Annotated in this window: 31 protein-coding genes; all 31 read right to left on the bottom strand. The window is 37.1% G+C overall.

The window, feature by feature from the left end; genetic code table 11:
* Nucleotides 1–14 precede the first annotated feature (14 nt).
* Nucleotides 15–896 (bottom strand): translation elongation factor Ts, encoded by an 882-nt coding sequence (gene tsf / locus AC1FXZ_RS04065; RefSeq protein WP_480051252.1) that lies wholly within the window; start codon nucleotides 894–896, stop codon nucleotides 15–17.
* A 132-nt stretch (nucleotides 897–1,028) separates the two neighbouring features.
* The gene (gene rpsB / locus AC1FXZ_RS04060; protein ID WP_480051250.1) at nucleotides 1,029–1,757 is read right to left on the bottom strand and encodes a 30S ribosomal protein S2; all 729 of its coding nucleotides are present in this window, start codon (nucleotides 1,755–1,757) and stop codon (nucleotides 1,029–1,031) included.
* Nucleotides 1,758–1,918: 161 nt separating this feature from the next.
* On the bottom strand, nucleotides 1,919–2,422 hold the full coding sequence (locus tag AC1FXZ_RS04055; RefSeq protein ID WP_480051248.1) for a DUF6115 domain-containing protein: 504 nt from the start codon (nucleotides 2,420–2,422) through the stop codon (nucleotides 1,919–1,921).
* Nucleotides 2,423–2,434: 12 nt separating this feature from the next.
* Nucleotides 2,435–2,743, bottom strand: a complete 309-nt coding sequence (locus AC1FXZ_RS04050; RefSeq protein ID WP_480051246.1) for a hypothetical protein — start codon at nucleotides 2,741–2,743, stop codon at nucleotides 2,435–2,437.
* A gap of 20 nt (nucleotides 2,744–2,763) precedes the next feature.
* Nucleotides 2,764–4,149, bottom strand: a complete 1,386-nt coding sequence (locus AC1FXZ_RS04045) for a DUF342 domain-containing protein (RefSeq protein WP_480051245.1) — start codon at nucleotides 4,147–4,149, stop codon at nucleotides 2,764–2,766.
* Between the two features lie 17 nt (nucleotides 4,150–4,166).
* A complete protein-coding gene (locus tag AC1FXZ_RS04040) occupies nucleotides 4,167–4,937 on the bottom strand; it encodes a FliA/WhiG family RNA polymerase sigma factor (protein WP_480051243.1) in 771 nt (256 codons plus the stop codon).
* 65 nt (nucleotides 4,938–5,002) lie between these two features.
* Nucleotides 5,003–5,491, bottom strand: a complete 489-nt coding sequence (locus AC1FXZ_RS04035) for a chemotaxis protein CheD (protein WP_480051241.1) — start codon at nucleotides 5,489–5,491, stop codon at nucleotides 5,003–5,005.
* Nucleotides 5,484–6,128 carry a chemotaxis protein CheC gene (locus AC1FXZ_RS04030; protein ID WP_480051240.1) on the bottom strand — a complete coding sequence of 215 codons (645 nt, stop codon included), beginning with the start codon at nucleotides 6,126–6,128 and terminating at the stop codon, nucleotides 5,484–5,486. The genes AC1FXZ_RS04035 and AC1FXZ_RS04030 overlap by 8 nt, the downstream gene beginning before the upstream one ends.
* Before the next feature lie 15 nt (nucleotides 6,129–6,143).
* Nucleotides 6,144–7,187 carry a protein-glutamate methylesterase/protein-glutamine glutaminase gene (locus tag AC1FXZ_RS04025; protein WP_480051519.1) on the bottom strand — a complete coding sequence of 348 codons (1,044 nt, stop codon included), beginning with the start codon at nucleotides 7,185–7,187 and terminating at the stop codon, nucleotides 6,144–6,146.
* Nucleotides 7,188–7,194: 7 nt separating this feature from the next.
* Nucleotides 7,195–8,067: a MinD/ParA family protein gene (locus AC1FXZ_RS04020; RefSeq protein ID WP_480051238.1), complete on the bottom strand. Its 873-nt coding sequence runs from the start codon at nucleotides 8,065–8,067 to the stop codon at nucleotides 7,195–7,197.
* Nucleotides 8,060–9,211 (bottom strand): flagellar biosynthesis GTPase FlhF, encoded by a 1,152-nt coding sequence (gene flhF / locus AC1FXZ_RS04015; RefSeq protein WP_480051236.1) that lies wholly within the window; start codon nucleotides 9,209–9,211, stop codon nucleotides 8,060–8,062. The genes AC1FXZ_RS04020 and flhF overlap by 8 nt, the downstream gene beginning before the upstream one ends.
* Nucleotides 9,208–11,244 carry a flagellar biosynthesis protein FlhA gene (gene flhA / locus AC1FXZ_RS04010; RefSeq protein ID WP_480051235.1) on the bottom strand — a complete coding sequence of 679 codons (2,037 nt, stop codon included), beginning with the start codon at nucleotides 11,242–11,244 and terminating at the stop codon, nucleotides 9,208–9,210. Before flhA ends, flhF begins: the two co-directional genes overlap by 4 nt.
* Nucleotides 11,245–11,279: 35 nt before the next feature.
* On the bottom strand, nucleotides 11,280–12,374 hold the full coding sequence (gene flhB / locus AC1FXZ_RS04005) for a flagellar biosynthesis protein FlhB (RefSeq protein WP_480051233.1): 1,095 nt from the start codon (nucleotides 12,372–12,374) through the stop codon (nucleotides 11,280–11,282).
* Between the two features lies 1 nt (nucleotide 12,375).
* Nucleotides 12,376–13,152 (bottom strand): flagellar biosynthetic protein FliR, encoded by a 777-nt coding sequence (gene fliR, locus AC1FXZ_RS04000; protein ID WP_480051231.1) that lies wholly within the window; start codon nucleotides 13,150–13,152, stop codon nucleotides 12,376–12,378.
* Nucleotides 13,152–13,421 (bottom strand): flagellar biosynthesis protein FliQ, encoded by a 270-nt coding sequence (gene fliQ / locus AC1FXZ_RS03995; protein ID WP_480051229.1) that lies wholly within the window; start codon nucleotides 13,419–13,421, stop codon nucleotides 13,152–13,154. The genes fliR and fliQ overlap by 1 nt, the downstream gene beginning before the upstream one ends.
* Nucleotides 13,422–13,435: 14 nt before the next feature.
* Nucleotides 13,436–14,140, bottom strand: a complete 705-nt coding sequence (fliP, locus tag AC1FXZ_RS03990) for a flagellar type III secretion system pore protein FliP (protein WP_480051227.1) — start codon at nucleotides 14,138–14,140, stop codon at nucleotides 13,436–13,438.
* Nucleotides 14,140–14,841: a flagellar biosynthetic protein FliO gene (gene fliO, locus AC1FXZ_RS03985; protein WP_480051225.1), complete on the bottom strand. Its 702-nt coding sequence runs from the start codon at nucleotides 14,839–14,841 to the stop codon at nucleotides 14,140–14,142. Before fliO ends, fliP begins: the two co-directional genes overlap by 1 nt.
* 32 nt (nucleotides 14,842–14,873) lie before the next feature.
* Nucleotides 14,874–15,236 (bottom strand): response regulator, encoded by a 363-nt coding sequence (locus AC1FXZ_RS03980; RefSeq protein WP_480051223.1) that lies wholly within the window; start codon nucleotides 15,234–15,236, stop codon nucleotides 14,874–14,876.
* Nucleotides 15,237–15,251: 15 nt separating this feature from the next.
* Nucleotides 15,252–16,466, bottom strand: coding sequence for a flagellar motor switch phosphatase FliY (gene fliY, locus AC1FXZ_RS03975; protein ID WP_480051221.1), 1,215 nt, complete (start codon nucleotides 16,464–16,466; stop codon nucleotides 15,252–15,254).
* Nucleotides 16,459–17,451: a flagellar motor switch protein FliM gene (gene fliM / locus AC1FXZ_RS03970; RefSeq protein ID WP_480051219.1), complete on the bottom strand. Its 993-nt coding sequence runs from the start codon at nucleotides 17,449–17,451 to the stop codon at nucleotides 16,459–16,461. The genes fliY and fliM overlap by 8 nt, the downstream gene beginning before the upstream one ends.
* A gap of 35 nt (nucleotides 17,452–17,486) precedes the next feature.
* Nucleotides 17,487–17,918 carry a flagellar basal body-associated protein FliL gene (gene fliL, locus AC1FXZ_RS03965; protein ID WP_480051217.1) on the bottom strand — a complete coding sequence of 144 codons (432 nt, stop codon included), beginning with the start codon at nucleotides 17,916–17,918 and terminating at the stop codon, nucleotides 17,487–17,489.
* Nucleotides 17,918–18,130 (bottom strand): flagellar FlbD family protein, encoded by a 213-nt coding sequence (locus tag AC1FXZ_RS03960; RefSeq protein ID WP_480051215.1) that lies wholly within the window; start codon nucleotides 18,128–18,130, stop codon nucleotides 17,918–17,920. The genes fliL and AC1FXZ_RS03960 overlap by 1 nt, the downstream gene beginning before the upstream one ends.
* 81 nt (nucleotides 18,131–18,211) lie before the next feature.
* The gene (flgG, locus tag AC1FXZ_RS03955) at nucleotides 18,212–19,003 is read right to left on the bottom strand and encodes a flagellar basal body rod protein FlgG (protein ID WP_480051213.1); all 792 of its coding nucleotides are present in this window, start codon (nucleotides 19,001–19,003) and stop codon (nucleotides 18,212–18,214) included.
* A gap of 79 nt (nucleotides 19,004–19,082) precedes the next feature.
* Nucleotides 19,083–19,460, bottom strand: a complete 378-nt coding sequence (locus tag AC1FXZ_RS03950; protein ID WP_480051211.1) for a TIGR02530 family flagellar biosynthesis protein — start codon at nucleotides 19,458–19,460, stop codon at nucleotides 19,083–19,085.
* Nucleotides 19,461–19,490: 30 nt separating this feature from the next.
* The gene (gene flgD / locus AC1FXZ_RS03945) at nucleotides 19,491–19,970 is read right to left on the bottom strand and encodes a flagellar hook assembly protein FlgD (RefSeq protein WP_480051209.1); all 480 of its coding nucleotides are present in this window, start codon (nucleotides 19,968–19,970) and stop codon (nucleotides 19,491–19,493) included.
* An 8-nt stretch (nucleotides 19,971–19,978) separates the two neighbouring features.
* Nucleotides 19,979–21,349: a flagellar hook-length control protein FliK gene (locus tag AC1FXZ_RS03940; protein ID WP_480051207.1), complete on the bottom strand. Its 1,371-nt coding sequence runs from the start codon at nucleotides 21,347–21,349 to the stop codon at nucleotides 19,979–19,981.
* Between the two features lie 37 nt (nucleotides 21,350–21,386).
* Nucleotides 21,387–21,944: a MotE family protein gene (locus AC1FXZ_RS03935; RefSeq protein ID WP_480051205.1), complete on the bottom strand. Its 558-nt coding sequence runs from the start codon at nucleotides 21,942–21,944 to the stop codon at nucleotides 21,387–21,389.
* 14 nt (nucleotides 21,945–21,958) lie between these two features.
* Nucleotides 21,959–22,396, bottom strand: coding sequence for a flagellar export protein FliJ (gene fliJ, locus AC1FXZ_RS03930; protein WP_480051203.1), 438 nt, complete (start codon nucleotides 22,394–22,396; stop codon nucleotides 21,959–21,961).
* Nucleotides 22,396–23,718, bottom strand: a complete 1,323-nt coding sequence (gene fliI, locus AC1FXZ_RS03925) for a flagellar protein export ATPase FliI (RefSeq protein ID WP_480051201.1) — start codon at nucleotides 23,716–23,718, stop codon at nucleotides 22,396–22,398. The genes fliJ and fliI overlap by 1 nt, the downstream gene beginning before the upstream one ends.
* Nucleotides 23,696–24,526 carry a flagellar assembly protein FliH gene (fliH, locus tag AC1FXZ_RS03920; protein ID WP_480051199.1) on the bottom strand — a complete coding sequence of 277 codons (831 nt, stop codon included), beginning with the start codon at nucleotides 24,524–24,526 and terminating at the stop codon, nucleotides 23,696–23,698. The genes fliI and fliH overlap by 23 nt, the downstream gene beginning before the upstream one ends.
* Nucleotides 24,519–25,532 (bottom strand): flagellar motor switch protein FliG, encoded by a 1,014-nt coding sequence (fliG, locus tag AC1FXZ_RS03915; protein ID WP_480051197.1) that lies wholly within the window; start codon nucleotides 25,530–25,532, stop codon nucleotides 24,519–24,521. The genes fliH and fliG overlap by 8 nt, the downstream gene beginning before the upstream one ends.
* Nucleotides 25,533–25,541 lie beyond the last annotated feature (9 nt).

Raw genomic sequence — 25,541 nt, 5'->3', positions numbered from 1 at the left:
TGCCCCTTTCAACATTATTTCTTAACTTGAGACATTACTTCTTCAGCAAAGTTATCTTCGCGTTTTTCCATGCCTTCTCCAACTTCATAACGGATAAAGCTTTTTACCGTCGCGCCTTTGCTTTGAACATATTTACTTACCTTTTGATCTCCATCTTTAACAAATGGTTGATCAAGAAGACATACTTGTTCAAAGAATTTAGAAAGACGGCCTTCCACCATTTTTTCAACAATATTTTCAGGTTTCCCTTCATTTAGTGCTTGTTGCTTAAGCACTTCACGTTCACGTTCAACCTCTTCTTGTGATACTTCATCACGAGAAACATATGTTGGGTTGATTGCAGCAACATGCATTGCAACATCCTTTGCAAGCTCAGCATCAGTTGAATTACCAACAACTGTTAGGACACCAATACGTCCACCCATATGTAGGTACTCACCGAATACATCGCCATCTTCTTTTTCAATAATTTCAAAGCGACGAAGAGAGATTTTTTCTCCAATTTTTGCAATAGAAGCATTTACAAATTCTGAAACAGTTTGTCCTTCTGCAAATGGTTGGTTTAGAGCCTCTTCGACTGAAGAAGGTGAATTAGAAATTAAGTGAGAAGCCAAATCGCTAACTAATTTTTGGAAATTTTCATTTTTCGCAACGAAGTCAGTTTCAGAGTTCACTTCAACAATAATCGCTTTATTGCCTTCTGTTTTTACGAAAGCAAGACCTTCTGCAGCTACACGATCTGCTTTCTTTGCAGCTTTAGCAATTCCTTTTTCGCGAAGAAAGTCAACTGCTTTCTCCATATCACCGTTTGTTTCAGTTAATGCCTTTTTACAATCCATCATTCCTGCGCCAGTTTTTTCACGTAACTCTTTTACCATGCTAGCTGTTACAGCCATTAAAACCGCCTCCTTAATAGTGTCAGTATGTACAGGTATATCAAACGATAAACCAAATAATTAGCTAATTAAGTTTACAAAAAGGGTGGTAAAGGGTAATCCCCCTTTACCACCCTTTTTTAGTAAATGAAATTAAGCTGTAGTTGTTTCTTCAACTTCTTCTTCCTCTGCTGCTTCTTCAGCAGAAGTAGCTTCGATTACTGCATCAGCCATTTTACCAGTTAAAAGTTTAACAGCACGAATTGCATCATCGTTACCTGGGATAACATAATCAATTTCGTCAGGGTCACAGTTTGTATCTACAATCGCAACAATCGGAATGTTCAATTTATGAGCTTCCGCAATTGCAATGCGCTCTTTACGAGGATCAATAACAAAAAGTGCATCAGGAATTCCTTGCATATCCTTGATACCGCCTAAGAACTTCTCTAAACGTTCCATTTCCTTTTTAAGAAGAATAACTTCTTTTTTAGGAAGAACATCGAATGTACCGTCTTCTTGCATTTTCTCAAGGTTTTTAAGACGAGTAATACGCTTTTGGATTGTTTCAAAGTTCGTTAATGTACCACCTAACCAACGTTGGTTAATGAAGTACATGCCACAACGCTCAGCTTCTTCTTTAACTGAATCTTGAGCTTGTTTTTTTGTACCAACGAAAAGGATTTTTCCTCCGTCAGCTGCTAAGTCACGTACAAAATTATACGCTTCCTCAACCTTTTTGACTGTCTTTTGTAAGTCAATAATGTAAATACCGTTACGTTCTGTGAAGATGTAGCGATCCATCTTAGGGTTCCAACGACGAGTTTGGTGACCGAAGTGTACCCCAGCTTCTAATAATTGCTTCATGGAGATAACTGCCACATCAAACACCTCCTTTAAAATTGGTTTTTTTAGCCTCCGCTCTCATCATCTCTACGCGACACTGGAAATCCAGCACCATCACATAAATTAGAAAGCGTGTGTGATTAACACCGTTGTTTACTATATCATAACAAAAGTGGTGTTGCAAGCAAATTTAGACATTAACGATAAAATTTCAACATTAGCTCAACTTCGCCTTTTCCTAACCTTAACTTTTTCGCAATTTGTTCAGCATCTAGGCCTTGCTTAGACAAGGCAATTACTTTAGCTGTATCTGATTGCTCATAAATTGCATCTTTTTCTAGAGTAGGAATCGTTGGAGGCTGATATTGGTCATATTCCTCTTGTTCTTGTGTGCTTTTTTTATCTAGCTCAAGTTGATTGCGATTTCTATTTTCATTCTTTTTGCTTGCATCGTCATCAACATTTTCACTTTTAATCTTTCGCTCCTCATCACTTTTGCCTTTTTCGACTAGTTTTATTAACCGTTCATTTTCTTCTTTTATCTCTGCTGTATATGAAAGAAGCAAGTCTTCAATTTCTCGTTTCAACATTTCGTTATTTTCACCAGAGTGAACGGGTACCTGCCTTTTCATAAGCGTTAATATCCAAAGAAATGTAAAAGCATGCAGAAGTAGACTTATCGTAAGCAGTAATGTAGTCATAATAATCCTTTCTCATCCAGAGACGTCTATCGTTTTTCCTTTAAAAGGATGTTCAGCTTGTCTCTCATCTACATCTTGATTGTGATTATGTTCCTGATTTGGGGCATTTCCACCTTTGTTCCCTTCATCCCGATTCAATCTTGCTTGTTCTGATGAATCTGACTCATTCACTTGTTTGCGCTTTCGCTCATCATTTTCTTTTTGATACTGACTGATTAAACCTTGACTAACCTGGGCACGTTGTTGCAATTGCTCTTGTAACTTACCTGTTTTTTGCGAGATTGGAACTGATCCTTGTGCTTCAATTGGACGCAAACTCATCGTTAAACCTCCCTATACTATTATTTAGCTGAGATGATGATTTCACTTTCAGAAAATGAAATTTTCGGTTGATAATAAGTTAGCGAAAGGTTTCTTCTATATTTCCCAAATTGAACACGTACATTGGGATAAATGACTTTTTCTGCTGTTATAAACCCTATATTATTATAGAGGTTTTCATCTTGAGTGTCAGGTAACGCTTTTGTTAATTCATCGATTCTTTGTTTCGTTAACTTAAATGAGTTCTGTACCTTAAGCTTCATTATTTTTTCTTTACTATCTAATTGACCTTTTTGTTTTTCCTTTTCTAAATAAAGCTTTAACAATTTACCAAGTTTCATAAACTCTTCTTTTGTGAGGCTAAGCTTCCTTTCGATATCTTCTCTATCATTGACCAGGCTTTCATTTGTTCCGACAAAAAGGCTAGTTTTCGTTTGCATAGCATTTCCGATTTCATTTGCCTGGATGCTTTTTTTAGCTGATAGAACTCCCCCAACTATTAAGCCTTTTCCTTCTATGCAAATTATCTCTTCATCAGATGTACATGTACTATGTAAAATAGCTTGCCTCACTACCAATGAACCTTTGCTTGTTACATGCCCCTCATTAACAAATGTCGTTTGAACTAAACCTCCGGCTTCAACATACGATTTGTTCTGTCCAACGATTCCAGCGCCGATAAAAATCGAGCCACCAGCTTTTAATTTAGCAGCCTCCACCGTTCCAAATACTCGAATATCGCCTCCTGCTTCCACCTTAAATCCAGCAGGAACATTCCCTCGAACAATAACATTTCCAACAAAAGAAATATTACCTATCTCCATATTAACATCACTAGAAACCTCAAATATTGGGTGCACATGAACTGTAAAATTTTCAATGCTTACTTGACCATCGATAAGCGAATAAAGAGCTTGTTCTTTTTCAGATAAACGTGTATTCTTTCCTTCGCGTAAAGAAAAATCTTTACCAGGAATAGGTAAAAGTTCTTCACTATAAACATTATAGCCACTTTCACCATCAGTAGCATTTATCTTATGTCCTACCTTATCTCCTATTTGAGCAGAAGGAATTTCTAGAATATCTTTTAAATTCACTTTCTTCAATGAATGTAATTCTTTTTTTGGCCCTTTTGCTGTTATCGGTTGTAAATAAGCTGGCTCCCCATTTTTTGGAGGAATTCCTTTTGCTATTTCGAGTGGGGTTGAAAACGTTTCGTTCTTTGTTGTAAGCATCGCTATTACTAATTGATCAACCCCATATGTTATACCAATTTTTTCTAAAAACTCATAAAACATATCAGTAGAAACTTTTATTTCATCTGGAAGCTTCTTATGTTGTACAATAAGAGCTTTCATCTTATTCTTTGTAACAGTAACTTCATAAAACGATGCTAAGTCGCACATGTTTTCCAATCCTTATTCTAGATTTTGTTTTTTTTATTTAGAACTTGCTGAAGTTTAAACAGTGACTTGGAGTGTATTTGTGAGATACGCGAAGTTGATAAATCGAGAACTTGTCCTATTTCTGTTAATGTTAATTCCTCATAATAAAATAAACTAATAACAAGTTGCTCTTTTTCTGATAATCGACTTATTACTTGTGCTAGTTCCTTTTTTGTTTCATCGGCAAACACATGTTGTTCAGGAGTCTTCCCCTCTTTATCCTCAATCGTTGCTGCATACGTTTCATGTCGGTCCAATTCTTGAGTTTTTTCATCGATTGATAATAAATTTGCAGTGTAATTCTCTGCCATAACTCGTTCAACATCTACTGTATCCATATTGAGCTCGCGAGCAACCTCTTCACTTGTCACAAATCGCCCGTTCTGCTGCTCTAGTTTTTCTATTGTCGCTTCAACTTTTTTTATCCTATCTCTCATCGATCTTGGAAGCCAGTCTTCTTTTCTTAAACCGTCTAGAATCGCACCTCTAACACGAAAAGATGCATAGGTGTCAAACTTTAAATCTCGATTAGGTTCAAATTTTTCAATTGCATCATATAAACCTATCAAACCATGACTTTTTAGATCCTCCTTTTGAACACTCCTTGGAAGTCCGACCGAAATTCGCTGAACGTGGTAATGAACCAGGGGCATGTAACGACGAATTAATTCATCACAAGCAGTATAACTTCGTTCCGCAATCCACTTATCCCAAAGAAGTTGGTCTTCTACTGTTGTTACATGTCCCATAAAGCACCCTCCACTACATACTTATTGATTAATTTATAAAGGAAAAAGTCATTCAACTTGATAAATTAGATTTGTTTTGTTCCTTTATTCACCGTACGAATATGTAATAATTTTGACTCTGGATTAAATTCAATCGTTCTACCACTCTTCCCTCCTACGTCAGCTGACATAAGAGGGATTTTTAATTCTTTTAATTTCTCTTTTACAGCGTCTACATTACGGGGGCCAATTCTCATTAGGTCACTGTTTCCTGCAGAGAAAGAAAACATTTGTGCCCCCCCAGCAATCTTAGCTTTAAGATAATTTTTTGCACCCTTTTTTTTCATTGCTACGATTAGAGCTGGGATTGCTGTATCCGCATATTTAGCTACATTCACATTCTCTTGTCTGGAAAGAGAAGAACTAGGTAACATAATATGTGCCATCCCTGCAATCAAGGTAATTTCATCGTAAAGGACGACACCGACACATGAACCAAGTCCTGAAGTTCGAATCGTGTTTGGAGGAGTGACGACATTAAAGTCTGCCATCCCGACTTTAATAATATCACTCATCAACACCCACTCCTAATACCGTAAAGATTTTCCCAAAGGTTTCAGGATCAGGCAGTAAGAAGAAATGCCCTGAAATTTGTTCTTTTTCCAAACCCACATCTACTTCCATAATCTGTGTGTCTACCACAATGGCATAATCACTTACTTGAGAGACTGGAAGCAGACCATAACTTAAAATAGCTCCAGCCATATCTACGCTAATATCAGGAACAGATGGTTGAATTGATAAATTCATAAAATCTGATAAAGAAGATAAATAGGAGCCAGCTAAAATATTCCCAACCTCTAGAAGAGCAGAAACCCCCATCTCTTCATAGGGAGGATCTTTTAGCTGAAACGATTCCTGTTTTAACAAATGGCGTACTAACTTTTCCGAATCTTCAACAGTTGAAATAAAAAACAAACTACCTGGTACATCCCCCATAATTCTTAAAAAAATTGCAGCAACCTGCGTATCAGCACCTCCCACTTGTTCTGGAAGATCTTGAAATGCGACAATTCTAACTGCAGGCACGCTCATATTAATCGTCTTATTTAGCAACTGGGAAAGAGCTGCTGCTGCATGTCCCGCACCGATATTTCCGACCTCTTTTAATACGTCTAAATGGTATGGCTTAAAACTCTTGATTAAATCCATTTAATACTCCCCTCGCTATATACTCCGGGCTATACATTCAGCTATTTGATTAACATGAACACATTCATCCACTAACTTCGTTTGAATCGCCACTTTAGGCATGCCAAAAACAATACAAGATTCTTCTGCTTCGACTATTGCATAGCAAGAAGATTGTTGTTTTAATTGTATCAGTCCATCCGTGCCGTCTGAACCCATCCCAGTCATAATGACAGCTACAGTTTCAATTTCACCAAATTGGGCTAGGGATTCAAACAGAACATCAACAGACGGACGATGTCCTCGTCGTGGTTCTTCTTTATGTGTGTCGATAACGTAAGCTGAACCTATTTTCTTTACGCAAAGATGGTAGCCTCCTGGGGCGATGTAAGCTGTTCCATTTTGTAAAACTTCCCCTTTTTTCGCCTCTTTCACGGTAATTACTGAAAGCGAATTTAACCTGTTGGCTAGAGAGGATGTAAAACCAGGTGGCATATGCTGCACTATTAATATAGGAGCCTCTATTGATGTGGGAAGCCTAGTTAACACATCCTTTAATGCACGTGGTCCACCTGTTGATGTTCCGATTGCGACTATTTTCTTTTTTTCAGATTTCTTGTAATGATTAATATTAAGATTGAGATGTGGCGAAGGAGCTGTTTGTCGAAGCTTAGCCTTAGTAGCTTGTAATACTTTTTCTATGAGGATATGCTTCACTTTTCCTATATCTAGAGAAATCGCCCCTGAAGGCTTGGCTACAAAATCTACTGCGCCATACTCAATAGCAAGTAACGTATTTTCAGCTCCAACACTCGTTGTGCTGCTCACCATGACAACTGGACAAGGAGCTTCATCCATTAGGTGCTTCAAGGTTTCAAGCCCATCCATTATCGGCATTTCAACATCAAGAGTAATGACATCAGGCTCTAAAGTTTTTCTTTTCTTGAGAGCCTCTTCACCATTACGGGCTGTTCCAATTACGTTAATTTTTGGATGTTGATTAAGTATTTCAGATAACACTTTTCTCATAAAGGCAGAATCATCTACCACAAGTACTTGTATAATTTTCCCCAATTCTATACACTTCCTATAGCGAATCAGATTTACCCACTTTTATAGCTTGCTTCATTTTATAAATAAACTTCCTGAATTTTGTTTGCTCTTGTTCTTTCTCACCAACATAGGCTGCTACAATTTGATTCATGGCTTTGCTAGCCTTTAGATGCTTATTCCAAGTTACGAAAGGTGTCTGAGCTTTTACTGCTTTTGATACATGTAGATCATCTGGAATAGACCCTAAGGCTGTAATTTCCTTTTCAAGGAATTGCAAAGCAACCCTTTTAAAACTATCTATTGTTCGTTGCCCCTCTTTTTCAGAATCAGCACGATTAACAATTAAGAATAAAGGCTTTTCGTTTTCTGTTAGATAAATGTACTTTAGCATAGAATACGCATCGGTTATTGAAGTTGGCTCAGGTGTCGTTACAAGAAAGACTTCATTTGCAGCAAGAACAAAAGCTAAGCTTTCTTTTGAAGCTCCTGCACCCATATCAAGAAAAATATAATCAAAATTACGACCAATTTGTTCAAGTTGCGTGAAAAAACGTTGCAATTTCTCCTCATTTAAGTTGGCTAACTGTGAGAACCCTGAACCACCTGCAATATATGAAATCCCGACCTCCGATTCCTCGATTATGTCCCAAACAGATAATTGATTTTCCAGCATATCCATCAGATGATACTTTGGAGAAAGCCCCATTAAAATGTTTAAGTTCCCCATACCAATATCTAAATCGAGTATGACAACACGTTTGCCAAGTTGAGATAAAGTGATGGCGAAATTCAAACAAACATTTGATTTTCCTACTCCACCTTTCCCACTAACAACCGCAATTACTTTTCCCTCATTTAGATTGTTTAAATCAACTAACTTTCTCAAGTTTGTCGCTTGATCATTCATTGCGATCACCTAATAAACAATCTATTAATAAAGATTCAGATGCCTCCATAATATCATCTGGAACATTTTGTCCAGTCGTGATATACGCAATTCCTAAGTTAAGTTCAAATGGTATATTGGCAATTGCTCCATACGTACTTGTTTCATCTTGCTTTGTTAAGATCACTTGATTTAACGGAATGAGATTAAATTTATTGACAATATCTTTCATATCCTCATATTTTGAGGCTAATGAAAGAACTAGATAAGTTTTTGCATCTTGCTCAAAATCGATCACTTTTGATAACTCCTCAACATATAAATGGTTTCGAAAATTACGACCAGCAGAATCAACAAGTATAAGATCATAGTGTTCAAATTGTTCAATTGCTTTTTTAAAATCTTCTATTGAATACGCTACTTCCAGTGGAATATTTAAAATTTTTGCATATGTCTTTAATTGCTCAATTGCTGCAATCCGATAAGTGTCTGTCGTGATCAGCGCAACCTTCTTCTGTTTCTTTAGCACACAATGAGCAGCTAATTTCGCAATGGTGGTTGTTTTCCCAACACCGGTTGGCCCAACGATATTGATGACTTTCTTATCAAAAGACAGGCCACCAATTGGGACCGTTTTTAACAGCGAAGACAAATACGTATATAACTTTTTATTAATATCAATTTCATTTCGTTCATTAGACGAATGCTCAAACCACTCTTTCATCAGCTGTTTCATTATGGTTAAGCGAACGGTTTCAGTTACACCTTGCTTCCGTAACTGATCGTCTATTACTTGAAATGGCTTTGGGTATTCGTTCGTTCTGTAGTTTTTATCTTCATTTAATCCTTGTACTAGGTCTTTCAATTGATTAATCTCTTTTAATAAATGACCTTGTGTTCGAACATCTTCTTTCGGTGCAGGTGTTGAAATAGAATGTCTCTTTTCAGTACGTGAAATAGAATCGTGTCGTCGATGTCTTGGAGCTTTGGATAAACTCGGGTCAATTGCTGCAACTACTTCAACCTGCTTTTTTGTAAAAAAACCAAGGAATCCACCAGTTTCAAGTTCTTTTGAGTTCAAAATAACGGCTTCATCCCCCAGTTCCGAACGAATCAATTTCATGGCCTCGTGAATCGATTGTGCTTTATATTTTTTCACTTTCATTCTACATTCACCACTCCTACACTTTGCACTTCAACATCAGCTTCCAATTCATTGTATGACAAGATTGGAATATGGGGTAAATACCGTTCTATTAATTGTCTAACATACATACGTACAGCTGGGGAGCAGAGAATAACAGCTTGTTGCCCCATTTGAGCAAGGCGATCCGTTTCAGATGCAGCAGATTCTAAAATCGCTTGAGATGTATTCGGATCCATCGATATAAAATTTCCGTGTTCTGTCTGTTGAACAGCATCAGCAACTTTCTTCTCTACATTCCCACTAAGTGTAATAACATACAGTGGTTCCCCAGGTGTCGTCATCTGTTTTGATATTTGTCTCGATAAAGACTGACGCACATACTCCGTTACTAAATCCATATCCTTTGTCAAATGACCATAGTCAGCAAGAGTTTCAAAAATAATTGGCAAGTTTCGGATGGATATACTTTCTTTCAAAAGATTCTTTAATACCTTTTGAATCTCACCAGTTGAGAGTGTGTTAGGTGTTACTTCTTCTACAAGAGCTGGATAAGTTTCTTTTAAATGTTCAACAAGCTGTTTTGTTTCCTCACGCCCTAATAATTCGTGTGCATGACGCTTAATCACTTCCGTTAAGTGAGTTGAAACAACCGATGGTGGATCAACAACTGTATAACCGGACAATTCTGCTTGTTCCTTCATCTCTTCCCCGATCCATTGTGCTGGCAAACCGAATGCTGGTTCAACCGTGTCTATTCCAACAATACTCTCGTCATCAAAACCTGGACTCATAGCCATATAATGATCAAGTAGTAAATCACCTTTCGCAATTTCATTTCCCTTTATTTTAATTGTATACTCATTCGGTTGAAGTTGAATGTTGTCACGAATGCGAATAACCGGAACAATCATACCAAGCTCAAGTGCCATTTGACGCCTGATCATTACAACCCGATCAAGTAAATCTCCTCCTTGATTTGCATCGGCTAGTGGGATAAGACCATAACCAAATTCAAATTCAATAGGATCAATTTGTAATAGATTGACGACACTTTCTGGTGACTTTAAATCATCTTGTTGTTCCTCATCGTCCGTTTGCTCTTCTTCATTTAATGTCACTTCTTCATTTTTTGCTAAGAAATAGCCACCTACTACAAGCAATAGTGCAATTGGAAAAGTAAACATTGGACTTATTGGCGTTATTACACCTAGAAGAAAAATCGTTCCACCAGCAATGTAAAGCATTTTAGGATATGCAAATATCTGTTTAGTAATGTCATGCCCTAAATTCCCTTCAGATGCAGCGCGTGTGACAACAATTCCTGTAGCCGTCGAGATAAGTAAGGCAGGAATTTGACTGACAAGACCATCTCCAACAGTTAAAAGCGTATATGTAGCAGCTGAAGTCGATAAATCCATGCCCATTTGCATCATCCCAATAATTAACCCAAACAGTAAGTTAATGATAACAATGACAATACCAGCAATTGCATCCCCTTTAACAAATTTACTCGCACCATCCATTGAGCCATAAAAATCCGCTTCTCTTTCTATTTTTTCACGTCGTTCTTTCGCTTCAATATCTGAAATCATACCAGCATTTAAATCTGCATCAATACTCATTTGTTTACCAGGCATAGCATCTAGTGTAAAACGAGCTCCTACTTCTGATACACGTTCAGCCCCTTTTGTTATAACGAGAAATTGAATCACAATCAAAATAAGGAATACAACAAAACCAACTAATGCGTTTCCACCAACTACGAAATTTCCAAACGTGTCTATAACATTTCCGGCATTTGCCTCACCCAGAATAGAACGTGTAGTTGAAACATTTAACCCTAGTCGAAATAACGTAACTAGTAAAAGCAATGTCGGAAAAATAGAAAATTGTAATGGCTCCCGAGTATTCATTGCAACGAGAATTATGATAAGGGCAAGAGATATATTAATAATAATTAAAAAATCCAACATCGCCGTTGGTAACGGGATGATTAGCATAATAACGATAAGAATAACACCTAATAAAACTGATAGGTCTCTTGCTCCCACAAAACGTCTCCCCTAACTAAATCAATATTTATTCATTAATTTACTTGTTTATTTTTTAAACGATAGACATATGCAAGTATTTCTGCTACTGCCTTGAATAATTCTTCTGGAACCTGATCACCTATATCGGTTTGATGATACAGAGCACGTGCTAAAGGTCTATTTTCAACGGTTATAACGTCGTGTTCTGACGCAATACCTTTAATTTTCTGAGCCATAAAATCAACACCTTTTGCAACAACAAATGGTGCATCTGCTTTTTCCTCATCATAACGCAGTGCAACGGCAAAATGCGTAGGATTCGTAATAACTACATCAGCTTTAGGAACTTCCTGCATCATACGTTGCATCGCCATTTCCATTTGTTTCTGCTTGCGTTTTGATTTAATTCTTGGGTCACCTTCCATATTTTTATGCTCATCTTTAATATCTTTTTTTGACATTTTCATTTGTTTTTCGTGGTCATATTTCTGATATAGATAATCAGGTATCGACAATATGAGCAAAAGGATCGCAACAGAAATACCAAGAGTAGCTGTCAATTGGGCAATGACAATAAAACCATCACCTACACCTTTTTGTGAAAGCATCATAACTTCTTCTAAACTAAACCAAATAATAATAAAAACAACAACGCCCGCTAACGAAATCTTCAATAATGATTTCAACAGCTCTACAATTGCCCGAATCGAGAAAATTCGTTTTGCTCCCTTGATTGGGTCAAGCTTTGATAGCTTCATTTTAATAGCTTCTGGTGCAAACAGTACACCAACTTGGATAAGACTAGAAAATACCCCCGCTATTAATGCAATAAGCATGATTGGAAATAAGACAATTGCTGCTTCAAAGACCAACTCTAAGAACATATCCCAAATATTTGCTTCGGTTACCTCCATTAACAGGTAAGATTGAAAGGTATGTTTTAATAAATCAATAAGTGTCTGTCCCAGTAATCCTCCAAATAACCACAAGAATAAAAAAACCAACAGTAATATAATAGCGGTATTAACGTCGGTACTTTTGGCTACTTGTCCTTTTTTACGACTGTCTTGGCGCTTTTTCGGGGTTGCTTTTTCCGTTTTCTCTTCGGCAAAATACTGAAGGTCAACTCGTAATTTGAACTTGTCCATACTATGCCCCCCCGAGTAATTGTAAAAGCGTTCGCATTGCTATTATCATTTGATCAAATAAGCCCTGAACGATCATAAAAAAAACACCCATGTAAATCGTTAGTAGTATTAAACCAACAAGTATCTTTAGTGGCATCCCAACGACAAACACATTCATTTGTGGTACAGCTCTTGAAACCATCCCAAGCCCAACATCAACTAAGAAGAGTGAGCCCACAATCGGAAAAGCCATTTGGAATGCGATAATAAACATCGCGTTAAAAGTGGTGACTATATATTGAATGATATTCTCTTGACCAAAAGGAAGAAAGAGTTGATCCATTGGAACAAAATGATAACTATAGAAAATACCATCTAGCAATAAGTGATGTCCATCTACTAGTAACAAAAAAAGCAATGCAAATGTATATAGATAACTACCTGTTAAAGGAGTTTGGGCCCCGGTCTGTGGGTCTACAACATTGGCGATCATAAACCCCATGCTATAATCAATAAAACCTCCAGCCACTTGGATAGCATATAAAAGAATAGCAGCAATTAGCCCAACAAATAACCCAACTAACACCTCTTTGATAATAATTAAATAATACATGGCATCAATGATAACTACTGGTGAATCAAGGGTAAATACCATCGTCCAAGCTAAAAAAAGAGCTAGTCCAATTTTTAATGTATTGGGAATAGAACGGTGTGCATAGAGTGGCAAAACTGCTAAAAAAGCAAGAACTCTAACAAAAACGAGCAGAAACGCTGGTAATAAATTGATAAACTCAAGCATTATCCTATAAACCTATGGAGGTTACTAAAAATATGATAAGCAAAATTAGTAACATTCGACAGCATCCATGGGCCAAAAAGAATTAATGCGGCAAAAACCCCAACAATCTTAGGAATAAATGCCAGCGTTTGCTCTTGGATTTGCGTAGTTGCCTGAAAAATGCTAACTAAGAGACCAAGTCCAAGTGCAACTATTAAAAGAGGGCCAGCAACAAGCAAAACCGTCCATACTCCATTTTCAGCCATACTAATAACAAATTCAGGACTCATACAGTCACCATCCCCTAATTAAAGCTAAGCAACAATGATTGAACAATCAAATACCAACCATCTACTAAAACAAATAATAAAATTTTAAAAGGTAAAGCAATCATAACCGGTGGTAACATCATCATCCCCATTGACATTAATACACTAGCAACAATCATATCTATTACTAAAAAAGGAACAAAAATAAGAAACCCTATTTGAAATGCCGTTTTTAATTCGCTAATCGCAAATGCTGGGACCAAGGCTGTTAAAGGAATATCATCAAGCGTTTCTGGTCGATCCAGACCCGCATATCCCATAAAAAGTGCTAAGTCTTTCTCACGCGTATGATTAGCCATGAATTCTTTAATTGGTAATGCTGCTTGGTAAAAAGCTTCCTCTTGATCAATTTCACCTTCTAAGAAAGGAGTTAACGCAGTTTCATTCACTTCAGCAAATACAGGTGCCATAATAAAAAATGTAAGAAAAAGAGCAATCCCGATTAAGACCTGATTCGGTGGCATCGACTGAGTGGCTAGCCCTTGCCGAACGAACGATAAGACAATGACAATTCTTGTGAAACTTGTCATTAAAATTAGAATTGAAGGCGCCAAAGACAGAATAGTCAATAAGAGAAGCAATTGAATTGTTGTCGCAACATTCGCAGGCTCATCCGTAAGAAAATCTAAATCTAAGCCTGGGAGATTTGTGACTGCTGAAATGATGAAACTATCGAGCATTATTTGTCACTCTCCCTTACAGCATCTTGTAATTTTTTTTGTGATTTAGATACATCTTCTAATTGATTTTCTAACAAGCTCTTAAAAGGAACGTTTTTAGAGACTGAATCTGTCTGCTTTTTTTGTGTAGACTCTTTTTTAAGAGTTAGTTGATTAGTCACCCAGCTAAAAATCCTATTAATGGGCTGATCAAATTGTTCTAATTGCTCTTGATAACTACCCACAATCGCTTTAATTTCATCTTCTTCTTCAATTTCTTTCAATAGTTGTATTGAGTCACCAACGCCAACAACTAGTACACGATTCCCTACTTTTACTAACTGGACTGATTTATTTGCTCCAAGGGGTACTCCTCCAATATTTTGGAGGTTTTGCGAAGAACGATAAGATTGTGATCGTCTACTCAAGAAACGCAATAGAGCATAAATGAGTACAATGACAAGAGCTAGTGCACTAATCATTTGCGCAAAAATGAGGAAGGTGCTTCGTTCTGCCAGTATTTCTCCAGACGCTTCAGCTTCCTCTTCATAGATAATAGCGTCGCTTTCTTCAATACCAGCCGGTTCTTCTAAATTACCGTCCCCATTTAAAGTCTCCGAGACTCTTCTATTATCATCTGTTGTCTCTGCTACAACAGCCTCTTCAAAAATACAAACAGATAGAATCAGAATCAGAGCCATTACAAAAAGATTTCTGCGCATATATATAGCTCCCCCGTTTCGTTCTTATTACCTTAACCTAACGTTTTATTTATAGCCTCGAGAACTCGATCAGCTTGAAAAGGTTTTACTATAAAATCTTTCGCGCCAGCTTGTATTGCATCAATCACCATTGATTGCTGCCCCATAGCCGAACACATTATAATTTTAGCACTAGGGTCAATGGCTCTAATTTCCTTCAATGCAGTTATTCCATCCATTTCTGGCATTGTTATGTCCATTGTAACAAGATCTGGGGACAGTTCCTTGTACTTCTCAATAGCTTGTCCCCCATCATTTGCTTCCCCTATAACTTCAAAACCATTTTTGGTTAAAATATCTTTAATCATCATTCTCATAAAAGCTGCATCATCAACAATCAGCACTTTTGCAGACATAAGTTTAATTGCCTCCTATTTTAAATTTTTAATCCGATCCTGTTGACTTACAATATCCGTAACTCTAACACCAAAATTCTCATCTATTACGACAACTTCTCCCTTAGCAATCAATTTTTGATTAACTAAAATATCAACTGGTTCACCAGCTAATTTATCAAGCTCAATTATAGAACCCTGTGTAAATTCAAGAATTTCTTTAATTGATCGTTTCGTTCTTCCTAATTCAACTGTTACTTGAAGTGGAATGTCTAATAACATATCTAGATTGTTAGACTCACTTTGTGTGAGATTAGGTGTTTCAAAAGTAGAGAAAGCAGCAGGTTGAACGTCTACATTACGCTCAGCAAACCCTCCTAAGTGTTGCTGGGCTCGTTGTTCATATGGAACAGTTGAAGGTTGCTCATAAAGACCATCATTTGTAGATACCTTATCTTTTTCCTCTACATGCGTATTGACGGCCTCTTGCACCGGCTCGGAGTTTAGTTGATTTGTTGGCGCCTCTAGTTTCGGTTTTTCTTCCTCAATAGTATCTTCATTAGGATTCATCAATTCTTCGACTAAATTCTTTGCAAACGAAACCGATAGTAACTGCATGATATTTGAATCTATTAAATCTCCTACTTTAAGACGAAAAGAAGTCTTAACAAGAATCTCATCTTCTGGAACTTGAGAGGTACCTTTGTCCTTTTTTATATCCAATAAGTCAATTCCAGGAGGAGAAATATCTACCCGTTTATTAAAAATCGTTGACATCGATGTAGAAGCAGATCCCATCATCTGATTCATTGCTTCTTGCACAGCACTAATGTGCATCTCACTCAAGTCTAATGAAGGATCAATTCCATCACCACCTAACATTAAATCGGCAATGATAGCAGCATCCTTCGTTTGGATAACTAGTAAATTTACCCCTTGAAACCCTTCTGTGTATTCGACATGTACAGCAACATGAGGTTGAGGAAATTCTTCCTCTAGTTTCTTTCTATAGATTACAGAAAGCTGTGGCGTGGTAATATCAACTTTTTGATTTAATAAAGTTGATAATGCAGTCGCAGCACTTCCAAAAGATATATTCCCTATTTCACCTAGAGCATCTTTTTCAATTTCTGTTATATAGTCCGATAATTGTAGTGCCTCGTCACGATCCTTCGCTTCATCTTCATCTGGACCACTTACACCTTTTAGTAATTCATTAATTTCGTCTTGGGAAAGCATGTCATCATTCATTTTCCTCTGCCTCCTCAATTATTTCCGTTACTTGGACAGCAACTTGGTTTTTGATTTTCCCTGGTTGTGCATAATATTTTTGTTCACCACCAACTTTAACAGTAAGTGGTCTATTGATAGGTTGATCTAGTTCAATCACGTCTCCAACACTTAAATGTAAAAATTCATGAATAGAAATTTCAGAGCAACCGAGCTCCGTTTGAATTACTAATGGCGCCCTTCTTATGTTAGTTTCAATACTTTCTATTTCCCCAGATTGTCGTTGTTTTTTCTTCTCCTGCATCCAATAATGAACTGATAGTTTTGGTAATACCTCTTCTAATACAACGTGTGGTAGACAAATATTAATCATACCTGATGTTTCTGCAATGGTTGTAGACAGCGATATAACAACAACTGTTTCATTAGGAGATACCATTTGCAAAAATTGGGGATTCACTTCTATCTCTTCCATAACAGGATCAAGTTCAATTACCGAACTCCACGCTTCTTGAAAGCTATCCAATGTTCTTTGGAAAAGTTGTGACATGATTCTTGTTTCAATTTCAGTTAAATTATCTATCTTATTAACACTAACTCCCTTTCCCCCTAACAAACGGTCTAACATAGCATAAGCAATATTAGGATTGATCTCCATCAACAACCTTCCATCTAATGGATACGGTTCAAACACATTCAGTATCGTCATTTTAGGGATAGAGCGTATAAATTCTTCATACGGAAGTTGATCAACAGATGTAACTGAGATTTGCACGTATGTTCGTAATTGAGCAGAGAAATAAGTGGTTAATAGGCGAGCGAAATTCTCATGTATTCGAGAAAGACTACGAATCTGGTCTTTTGAAAATCGCAAAGCTCTTTTAAAGTCATACACTTTTACTTTTTTCTCTGTTTCTTCTTTTTTTAATTCTTCAGCATTCATTTCTCCAGTAGAAAGTGCTGATAACAGGGCATCAATCTCACCCTGCGATAAAACGTCAGCCAAGACCCTCACCTCTTTATCCCGATGTACAACTACCGTTATTGAATGATCCAAGTATTTGTATATACTCGAACAACTTCTCCTTCTTGCATCAGTATATTTATTTGATCACGAATATCACTTTCGAATGTCTCAATCCCTTCAGAACCGGTTAAATCTGATGAGCGCTTACTTGATAGAGATCTTATAATAATATTGTTTACTTGAAAATCTCTTTTCTTTATTTCACTTAATGCTGACCTGTTATCTACTTGTATCCGAAACGAAGCTCGGACATAATCATTAGAGAGCAGGTTTGTCGTTATTTCATTCGTCTCAAACGATAAATTAATAATCTCGTCGATTGTTGGCTCAGCGTTTGGATCGGGTTCATGCATATATTGATTAACGAGTACTAATACCAACACACCGACAAGCGTCAGGGCCATTAAGATGATGAGCATTATGTTTACTAGCTTATTTTTAAACATCAAGACCCCTCCACATTTTTATGAACCGAAATTAGTCCTATTTGAGTAAACCGACTGTTGATAATCTTCTTTACCTCTTCCATAGAGTTACGAACGACTATTTTCTTCCCACTTATAAGTGTAATTGTTGTATCGGGAAAAGCCTCAATTTGTTCTATTAACATTGCATTTAGCAGGAACGGTTGACCGTTCAAACGAATAAGTTCAATCATAGATAAATGAATGGGCTAGACGATGCTAGCCCAATCCTCCTTAGAAATGGTCATAGTATAGTTAAAAATACTAAATTTAGTTTATCGTTTTAAGTTTACAAGCTCTTGTAAAATTTCATCGGATGTTGTAATAATTCGAGTATTTGCTTGGAATGCACGTTGAGCAACAATCATTTCTGTAAATTCTTCTGATAAATCGACATTAGACATCTCTAACGTACCCGCAACTAACGAGCCTGTCCCTTCTAAACCTGGAGTTGTGACATCTGCGTCTCCAGAGTTTACAGAAACTTGATAAAGGTTACTCCCTGCCTTCTGTAACCCTTCAGGATTCGCAAAGTATGCTAACGAGATCATAGCAACTGTATCTAAATTTCCTTCTGCGTCAATAACATTTACTGCACCCGTTTGACTAATACTAAAACTTTGCGAATCTGCAGGTATGTTTATGATCCCATTATCTTCATCTAGTAGATAGTAACCATCTGAGTTAACAATGTTACCATCTTGATCTAAATAAAAGTTACCTGCCCTACTATAAAAAGTATTGTCTCCTTCCATCAGCCTAAAATAACCATCTCCCGAAATTCCAAGATCTAATTCACGATTTGTATTTTGAAGGCTACCTTGCGTATGAATTGTATCAATCGAAGCTAATTGTGAACCTAACCCGACTTGTCTCGGGTTAGTACCACCTAAATTCTCTCCCGGCCCTGATGCGCCAGCAATTTGTTGGCTAACCATATCTTTAAACGTTGTTCGGCCCTTTTTATATCCAAAAGTATTCACATTGGCAATATTATTTCCAATTGTATCCAATTTCGTTTGCATATTGTTCATTCCAGAAATACCTGAGTACATTGAACGTAACATGTTAGATCTTCTCCTCCTATTGACTGCTTCTGTCAGTCCACAGTCAAACGACTTCCCTTATCGGGTCCAGTCCATTTTTTTAATCCATAATAATTGTACCGTTTATATTGGTAAAGATTTGGGCTTGTGCTTCTTCACGATTTAATACCGTTATAACTGTATCATTTTCTGCACTAACAACTAGTGCAGCAGTATTAGTAATAACTAAAGAGTCTTTTACACCTTTTAATTTTGCTTCCTTGACCTTATCTTGGATTGCCAACCATTCTTCCTGAGAAAATTCAATTCCCCTAACATCCATACGCTGTTTGGCATGTTTGCTCAGCTCTAGCTTTGTTGTCGTTTCTAACTCCTGTTGTAATAATTTATGAAATTGATTCACTTGTGATGGTTTAACATTTTTACGAGCGGGCTTTGGAAGTGTATGCAATGATTGTGCATGAATCCTTGGATCCATTTTCACGCCACATCCTTATAGCTCTATTTTTTATACTTCATTTGTTTTCAGTGTTTCATCTGCCTTACTTACTTGAACTAGTTGTTCATTACTGATCCATCTACCGTCATCAAGCTGAATCCGTAATTGTCCGTCTGATTCAAGTTTCACTGACGTTACTATGTTATCAAGAAATTCTGTCCTTGATCGGTATTCATCAATTGGCGCTTCACGCTTCCACTGAACTTTCTTACCAATCAGTTCACTATGTTGAACTAAGTTTTGGCTCGATTGCATCGAAACAAATTTCTGCATCGCTTGATTCATATTTGTCATTTGCTCTAAAGAAGAGAATTGGGCCATTTGTGAAATAAACTCGCGATCGTCCATAGGATTTGCCGGATCCTGATTTTGAAGTTGGGTAATTAAAATCTTCAAAAAGTCATCCTTCCCTAAAATCCCCTGATTCGATTGTTCCATTTGTTTTGGTTTGTTGCTATTAAGTATCAATCCTTCATGGATACTAGTCATCCTATCACCTATATTTGCTCATTTATTGTAATTTCATTTAAGACGTCTTGGAATAAAACCTCGTCTTCACTGTCAATTTCCTCTGCCGGTTCTTCCTTAGAGTCAGAGTCCTCTTTTGGCTGATCTTCTCTTGAAAATTCATTGTCTTGATAACTCACTTCAATTCGTTCAACCGTTATTTGTTGTTGAATAAACGCTTGTCGTAATTGTGCAATTTGCGATTCGATAAGGTCTCTAGTTGCAGCTGTACCAGTCAAAATACGAGCTGTCATAGCTCCTTCAACTTGAATAAGTTGAATATTTAATCGTCCTAAATGTTCTGGAAACAACTTAATTGAAAATGTTTGTGCCCCTTGTTGATTTTGTATGAATGTTCCACGTTTCAATATCGTTTGAAATTGCCGTAAAAACTGTTGTTGCTGTAATTCTTTAGGAAGTCTATCACTAATGTATAATGGCATCTGCTCTAACCTGGTCATTCTTTCGATAGGTTGAGATCCCTTTGTTTCATTTTCCGTTCCTAGTGTGCCAGCAGCTACCACCTGTTCATTTTGTCGGCTAGTTAGTCGAGATTTTGGCATCTCAACACTTCCATCACTTTGCACAACTTCTTGAGATAACCTGTTAACTCTCGCTATATCCTTGGCATTTAGGTCCGTTTGAGTTAGCTCACTTTTCTTTTCCAGATCTTGGTCGAACGAGGTTCTACCTGGATTTGTTAAACTTCTTTCATTTAAAATCTCTACAATTAACTGACTATATCTTTTTAATGTACTTTCCTCTAGATTAATATTTAATTGTATATTTTCAGCTTTTACGTTACCATCCACCAACAGCTCTATAAGCTGCCGATTCAGTAGTAGGTCAGCATCTTCTCTATTAACATTTTTAAACTGCGTTTTTTCTAGTATAGATTCTAATTTAAGCATAAAATCTTGAGAAACAATTTCTTCAAAACGCCCCTTAGATGGTAAATCTGCATTCGAATAAAAATATGCAATAAACGCGAACTGTTTTTCTTCAGGCCATTTCAATACTTCATCAAAGATTTCTTCTTTAGAAGAATCCCATACAGTCCTAAACTCTTCTAGCCATTCATTGGGCAATAACTCTTGATCAACCTGAGTTTCTTCATGTCGTGTTTCAAGATTCGGTTTCAACAATGGATCAACTTTGTCTGAAAGAAGATGAGATTCATGTATATCACCTTCAAAACTAGTTGTCTTTTTTGTTTCTATTGTTGTTTCGGTCAATTCAGTCAGACCAGTTAACAATTGCAAAAAACTGGTTCCACCTTCCTTTGAATTCACTTTTAAAGGGACCGAAGTTGGGGTGGAATTCATATGCAAAGACCCTGATGTTACTAACACTCCACTCACTATTTCACCTCCTTTCAGTCATATCGCTAGATGGTTATTATTCTACAAACCTACTCATTAACTCTGCCGCAAGGTCACTCTCCATTTTTGATAGAATTGCAGCTCGATCATTGATTGAAACCTGAGAAAGGTGCAGCAGTGCCTCTTCTATCGGTAATTCCGATATGATTCTTGCAGCATTTTTAGCTGACATAGCTTCGTATGTTCTGGCAATATCTTTTAACTCTAGATTTGCTTCTACCTGTACTTCTTCTTCTAGTTCAACTTCTTCTTCTAGTTGCTCAATCTCATCTTTTAAGAGGAGAATCTCTTCTTCATTCCCTGCAATCACATTTATCAACCGTTCGATGTCTGCTTCTTGCTCAGCAATTTGCTCATGCAGTATATTCACATCAATTTCTTCAATCTCTTTTTCCTCTGAAACTGTCGAAGAGAGAACTGGTATGTTTGAAACAACTCCCTTTGCTTTATCGAGTACATCGAAGCCTAAAAAAGAAAAAACAACTGCAAATAAAATAATTGCAAAAAGAATTGGTATACAAATCACAAGAAAAAACCATTGTATTTTGCTATAAGATCTTTCTTTCTTACTCATGCTTTCACCTTATTTCAACGCTTTGCAAATAATTGAATCGAGAGCTCGTCCATCTGCATTCGTTCTAGTCTCTTTTCTTCTTCTAAATAATGTTCATGTTTTAATTGTTTCATTTTTTCATATTTCTTAACTTCGATTGTTTTAATTAGTAACTCTCTTTCTTTTCCGTTCATTTTTTCACGTGCTGATTGAGTTAAATGTTGCTTCTGTTGGATCTCTTGTTGCAGACGCATGAGTTCGTTTTGATTTTGTTGCAGGTCAAATATAGATGTACCTGCTACGATTTGCTTACGGGCATTATCTTGTAATTCCTCTTTATATTTAAGTAATTCGTACAATTGTGTTGCTACATGTTCAAATTGATCAATTGACTCTTGGTACTCAGCATGTACTTTATTTTTTTCTCTTTCTCTCACTTGCATGACTTTTTGTAAGGTAAATTGGAAAGACATCACTTACGTCCCCCTTTTTCAAACTCATCAATTAATCTGGCGACAGACTGATCAAGGGTTACGACTTCTTGCGTACTTTGCTTTAAAAAATTGATAATCTTCGAATTCATTTGAATCGCTTCATCAATTTCCGTTGAGGCTCCTCGTTTATATGCTCCAATTTTTATTAAATCTTCATTTTCATCATAGACTGATAAATAGGTCCTAACTTGATCAGCAATTGCCTTATGAGTCTCATCCACGATATCAGCCATAACACGACTTACACTTTTCAAAACGTTTATAGCTGGGAATTGTCCTTTATTTGCTAACTTACGATCGAGCACTAAGTGCCCATCCAAGATCCCTCGCACTGCATCAGCTATTGGTTCATTCATATCGTCTCCATCTACTAAGACCGTATAAAATGCTGTAATACTGCCTCTTATGTTTGTTCCTGATCGTTCCAATAATTTAGGTAACATCGCAAAGACAGAAGGCGTATACCCCTTTGACGTAGGAGGCTCCCCTACTGCTAACCCAATTTCTCGTTGTGCCATTGCAAAACGTGTCACAGAATCCATCATTAAATTTACGTGCAGGCCTTGGTTTCGAAAATATTCTGCGACAGCTGTTGCGGTCATCGCCCCTTTTATACGCATTAAAGCAGGTTGGTCAGATGTTGCTACTATTAAAACGGTCTTCCGTAAACCCTCTTCCCCTAAATCTCTTTCTATAAAATCTTTTACTTCTCGTCCCCTCTCACCAATTAGAGCGATAATATTGACATCAGCTGCAGAGTTTTTAGCTAGCATTGACAAAAGTGTACTTTTCCCAACACCACTTCCTGCAAAAATACCAATACGCTGTCCTTTTCCTACTGTGAAAAGTGAATCAATCGCTCTGATTCCCAGAGACATTTTCTCATTAATTCGAGGTCTTAATAATGGATTAGGGGGAGGGTTATCCGTTGGAAAAGAGGTAAGCCCTTTAGGTAATTTCTCCTTGGAAAGTAATTCTCCACAACCATCTATTACTTTTCCAATCAATCCAGCTCCCACTTTTATTTGTAATGGTTTACCAGTTGCTTCAACTAAGCTACCAGGCGAAATCTCCATCGTACCGTTTAGAGGCATCAGTAAAACATTTTCATCACGAAAGCCTACTACTTCAGCTTTCACTTTCGTCCCATTTGCTTTATCGACAATTATATAACAAAGATCTCCAATCGATGCCTTCGGACCTTTTGATTCAATAGTTAACCCAACAACCCTTGTAACCTTCCCGTACCACTTGTAAGGAGAGAGTGTAGAGACTGACTTAATAAGTTCCTTTACGCTCATCGTCAGCCTCCTCCCTTAATCTTTCAAGCAACTTAACCTTTAATTCATTTAGTTGTTTATCAACGGTTGCGTCTATACGCCCGTATTTTGACTCCACCACACATCCATTTTTCATTAATCCTGCATCTGGGTAGATAAATAGATTTTCAGTGTGACTAAGCAACTGTTCTAACTCATCTTTTTGTTGAATTGTCTTCTCATACCACTCAGGATGTACATAGATTCTTACATTCTCGTGCTCTCTAACTTCTATCATTACTTGTTGAAGCAAAGAAGACCATAACATCTCATCTTCTTCTAACTTCTTCTCTAACATACGTTGCGCTAAAGCCGCAGCCAACTCGATAATTACTGGTTGTGAAGACTCAATCGTTTTATCATAATCAAGTTCAGATTGTTTGATAATTTGATGAGCTTGATCAATTAATGAAGCGTAAGTATCGAGTCCTTCCACTTGACCTTGTTCATAACCATCTCGATATCCTTGTTCCTGAGCTTGTTGCTTAATCTGTTCCATCTTAATTTTTGCTTGTTCTTGTTCGTTCGCTGCCTTCTCCCGAAGCGCTCCAGCTTCTGCCTCAGCTGCTTCAATAATTTGTGCGGCTCGTTGCTCGGCCTTTACAATATCATTATTTAGCTGATCTATTTTTAACTCAAGTTGCTCTATTTCATGCAATTGATCGTTTTCATTGAAAAAAGGTGTATTAGGATTATCGCGAGCCCCTTCTTCAAACAGATTACGTATTGAAATTTGTTTGAATTCAGTATCGATATTCATTTTATTTCGTGACTTGATAATTTTAGACAATAATATCGTCTCCCCCACCACGAGCAATAATAATTTCACCAGCTTCTTCTAATCGACGGATAATCGCAACAATTCTTGATTGTGCTTCCTCTACATCTCGTAAGCGAACAGGTCCCATAAACTCCATCTCGTCCCTAAACGTATCTGCCATTCTTTGAGACATATTACTAAAGACAATATCTTTAACTTCTTCACTAGCAACTTTCAATGAAAGCTGTAAATCCTCATTTTCAACATCTCTAATAACCCGTTGAATCGAACGGTTGTCAAGGGTAACAATGTCTTCAAAAACAAACATTCTTTTCTTAATCTCTTCTGCAAGCTCAGGGTCCTGTATTTCTAGAGCATCAAGAATCGTTCGTTCTGTACTTCTATCAACGCTATTGAGGACTTCGACAACCGATTCAATTCCACCAGCAGCTGTATAATCTTGAGTCACTGTAGATGATAATTTTTGCTCTAGGATTGCCTCAACTTCATTGACAATTTCAGGTGACGTACTGTCCATAACAGCAATTCGTTTTGCCACATCGGCTTGTACTTCCTGTGGCAACTCTGATAATATTTGCCCTGCTTGCACAGATTCCAAATAGGATAATATTAAAGCGATCGTTTGAGGGTGTTCGTTTTGGATAAAATTTAAGATTTGCGACGGATCCGCCTTCCTCGCAAAATCAAAAGGTCTAACCTGCAAAGTTGATGTCAACCGATTAATAATGTCCATAGCACTTTCTTCACCTAGTGCTTTTTCAAGTATGCTTTTAGCATAACCAATCCCACCTTGAGCAATATAATCTTGGGCAAGGACTAAAGAATGAAACTGCTCAAGAATCTCTTCTTTCATACCACTATCAACTTTCCTAACATTTGCTATTTCAAGAGTTAATTGTTCAATCTCCTCTTCTGATAAATGTTTATAGACTTGGGCTGATACATCAGGACCAAGAGAAATGAGGAGGATTGCTGCTTTTTGCTTTCCAGTCAAGCCTTTATTTGTAGTAACCAAATCTTTCCC

Source organism: Halalkalibacter sp. HAAS-P014, assembly GCF_056619965.1.
This window is presented reverse-complemented; position numbering and strand designations above follow the sequence as displayed.

Excerpts from the sequence above, each read along its gene's own strand:
- fliY (WP_480051221.1), bottom strand. The coding sequence starts at position 16,466 with ATGAATGATGACATGCTTTCCCAAGACGAAATTAATGAATTACTAAAA.
- AC1FXZ_RS03980 (WP_480051223.1), bottom strand. The coding sequence starts at position 15,236 with ATGTCTGCAAAAGTGCTGATTGTTGATGATGCAGCTTTTATGAGAATG.
- tsf (WP_480051252.1), bottom strand. The coding sequence starts at position 896 with ATGGCTGTAACAGCTAGCATGGTAAAAGAGTTACGTGAAAAAACTGGC.
- fliP (WP_480051227.1), bottom strand. The coding sequence starts at position 14,140 with ATGCTCGATAGTTTCATCATTTCAGCAGTCACAAATCTCCCAGGCTTA.
- AC1FXZ_RS04020 (WP_480051238.1), bottom strand. The coding sequence starts at position 8,067 with ATGAATGATCAAGCGACAAACTTGAGAAAGTTAGTTGATTTAAACAAT.
- fliR (WP_480051231.1), bottom strand. The coding sequence starts at position 13,152 with ATGCTTGAGTTTATCAATTTATTACCAGCGTTTCTGCTCGTTTTTGTT.
- fliQ (WP_480051229.1), bottom strand. The coding sequence starts at position 13,421 with ATGAGTCCTGAATTTGTTATTAGTATGGCTGAAAATGGAGTATGGACG.
- flhF (WP_480051236.1), bottom strand. The coding sequence starts at position 9,211 with ATGAAAGTGAAAAAATATAAAGCACAATCGATTCACGAGGCCATGAAA.
- flgG (WP_480051213.1), bottom strand. The coding sequence starts at position 19,003 with ATGTTACGTTCAATGTACTCAGGTATTTCTGGAATGAACAATATGCAA.
- fliO (WP_480051225.1), bottom strand. The coding sequence starts at position 14,841 with ATGCGCAGAAATCTTTTTGTAATGGCTCTGATTCTGATTCTATCTGTT.
- AC1FXZ_RS04050 (WP_480051246.1), bottom strand. The coding sequence starts at position 2,743 with ATGAGTTTGCGTCCAATTGAAGCACAAGGATCAGTTCCAATCTCGCAA.
- AC1FXZ_RS03960 (WP_480051215.1), bottom strand. The coding sequence starts at position 18,130 with ATGATTGAACTTATTCGTTTGAACGGTCAACCGTTCCTGCTAAATGCA.
- AC1FXZ_RS04045 (WP_480051245.1), bottom strand. The coding sequence starts at position 4,149 with ATGTGCGACTTAGCATCGTTTTATGAAGTTACTGTTACAAAGAATAAG.
- AC1FXZ_RS03950 (WP_480051211.1), bottom strand. The coding sequence starts at position 19,460 with ATGGATCCAAGGATTCATGCACAATCATTGCATACACTTCCAAAGCCC.
- fliL (WP_480051217.1), bottom strand. The coding sequence starts at position 17,918 with ATGTTTAAAAATAAGCTAGTAAACATAATGCTCATCATCTTAATGGCC.
- flhB (WP_480051233.1), bottom strand. The coding sequence starts at position 12,374 with ATGGACAAGTTCAAATTACGAGTTGACCTTCAGTATTTTGCCGAAGAG.
- fliI (WP_480051201.1), bottom strand. The coding sequence starts at position 23,718 with ATGAGCGTAAAGGAACTTATTAAGTCAGTCTCTACACTCTCTCCTTAC.
- AC1FXZ_RS04035 (WP_480051241.1), bottom strand. The coding sequence starts at position 5,491 with ATGAGTGATATTATTAAAGTCGGGATGGCAGACTTTAATGTCGTCACT.
- AC1FXZ_RS04040 (WP_480051243.1), bottom strand. The coding sequence starts at position 4,937 with ATGGGACATGTAACAACAGTAGAAGACCAACTTCTTTGGGATAAGTGG.
- fliJ (WP_480051203.1), bottom strand. The coding sequence starts at position 22,396 with ATGTCTTTCCAATTTACCTTACAAAAAGTCATGCAAGTGAGAGAAAGA.
- flgD (WP_480051209.1), bottom strand. The coding sequence starts at position 19,970 with ATGACTAGTATCCATGAAGGATTGATACTTAATAGCAACAAACCAAAA.
- AC1FXZ_RS04055 (WP_480051248.1), bottom strand. The coding sequence starts at position 2,422 with ATGACTACATTACTGCTTACGATAAGTCTACTTCTGCATGCTTTTACA.
- AC1FXZ_RS03935 (WP_480051205.1), bottom strand. The coding sequence starts at position 21,944 with ATGAGTAAGAAAGAAAGATCTTATAGCAAAATACAATGGTTTTTTCTT.
- AC1FXZ_RS04030 (WP_480051240.1), bottom strand. The coding sequence starts at position 6,128 with ATGGATTTAATCAAGAGTTTTAAGCCATACCATTTAGACGTATTAAAA.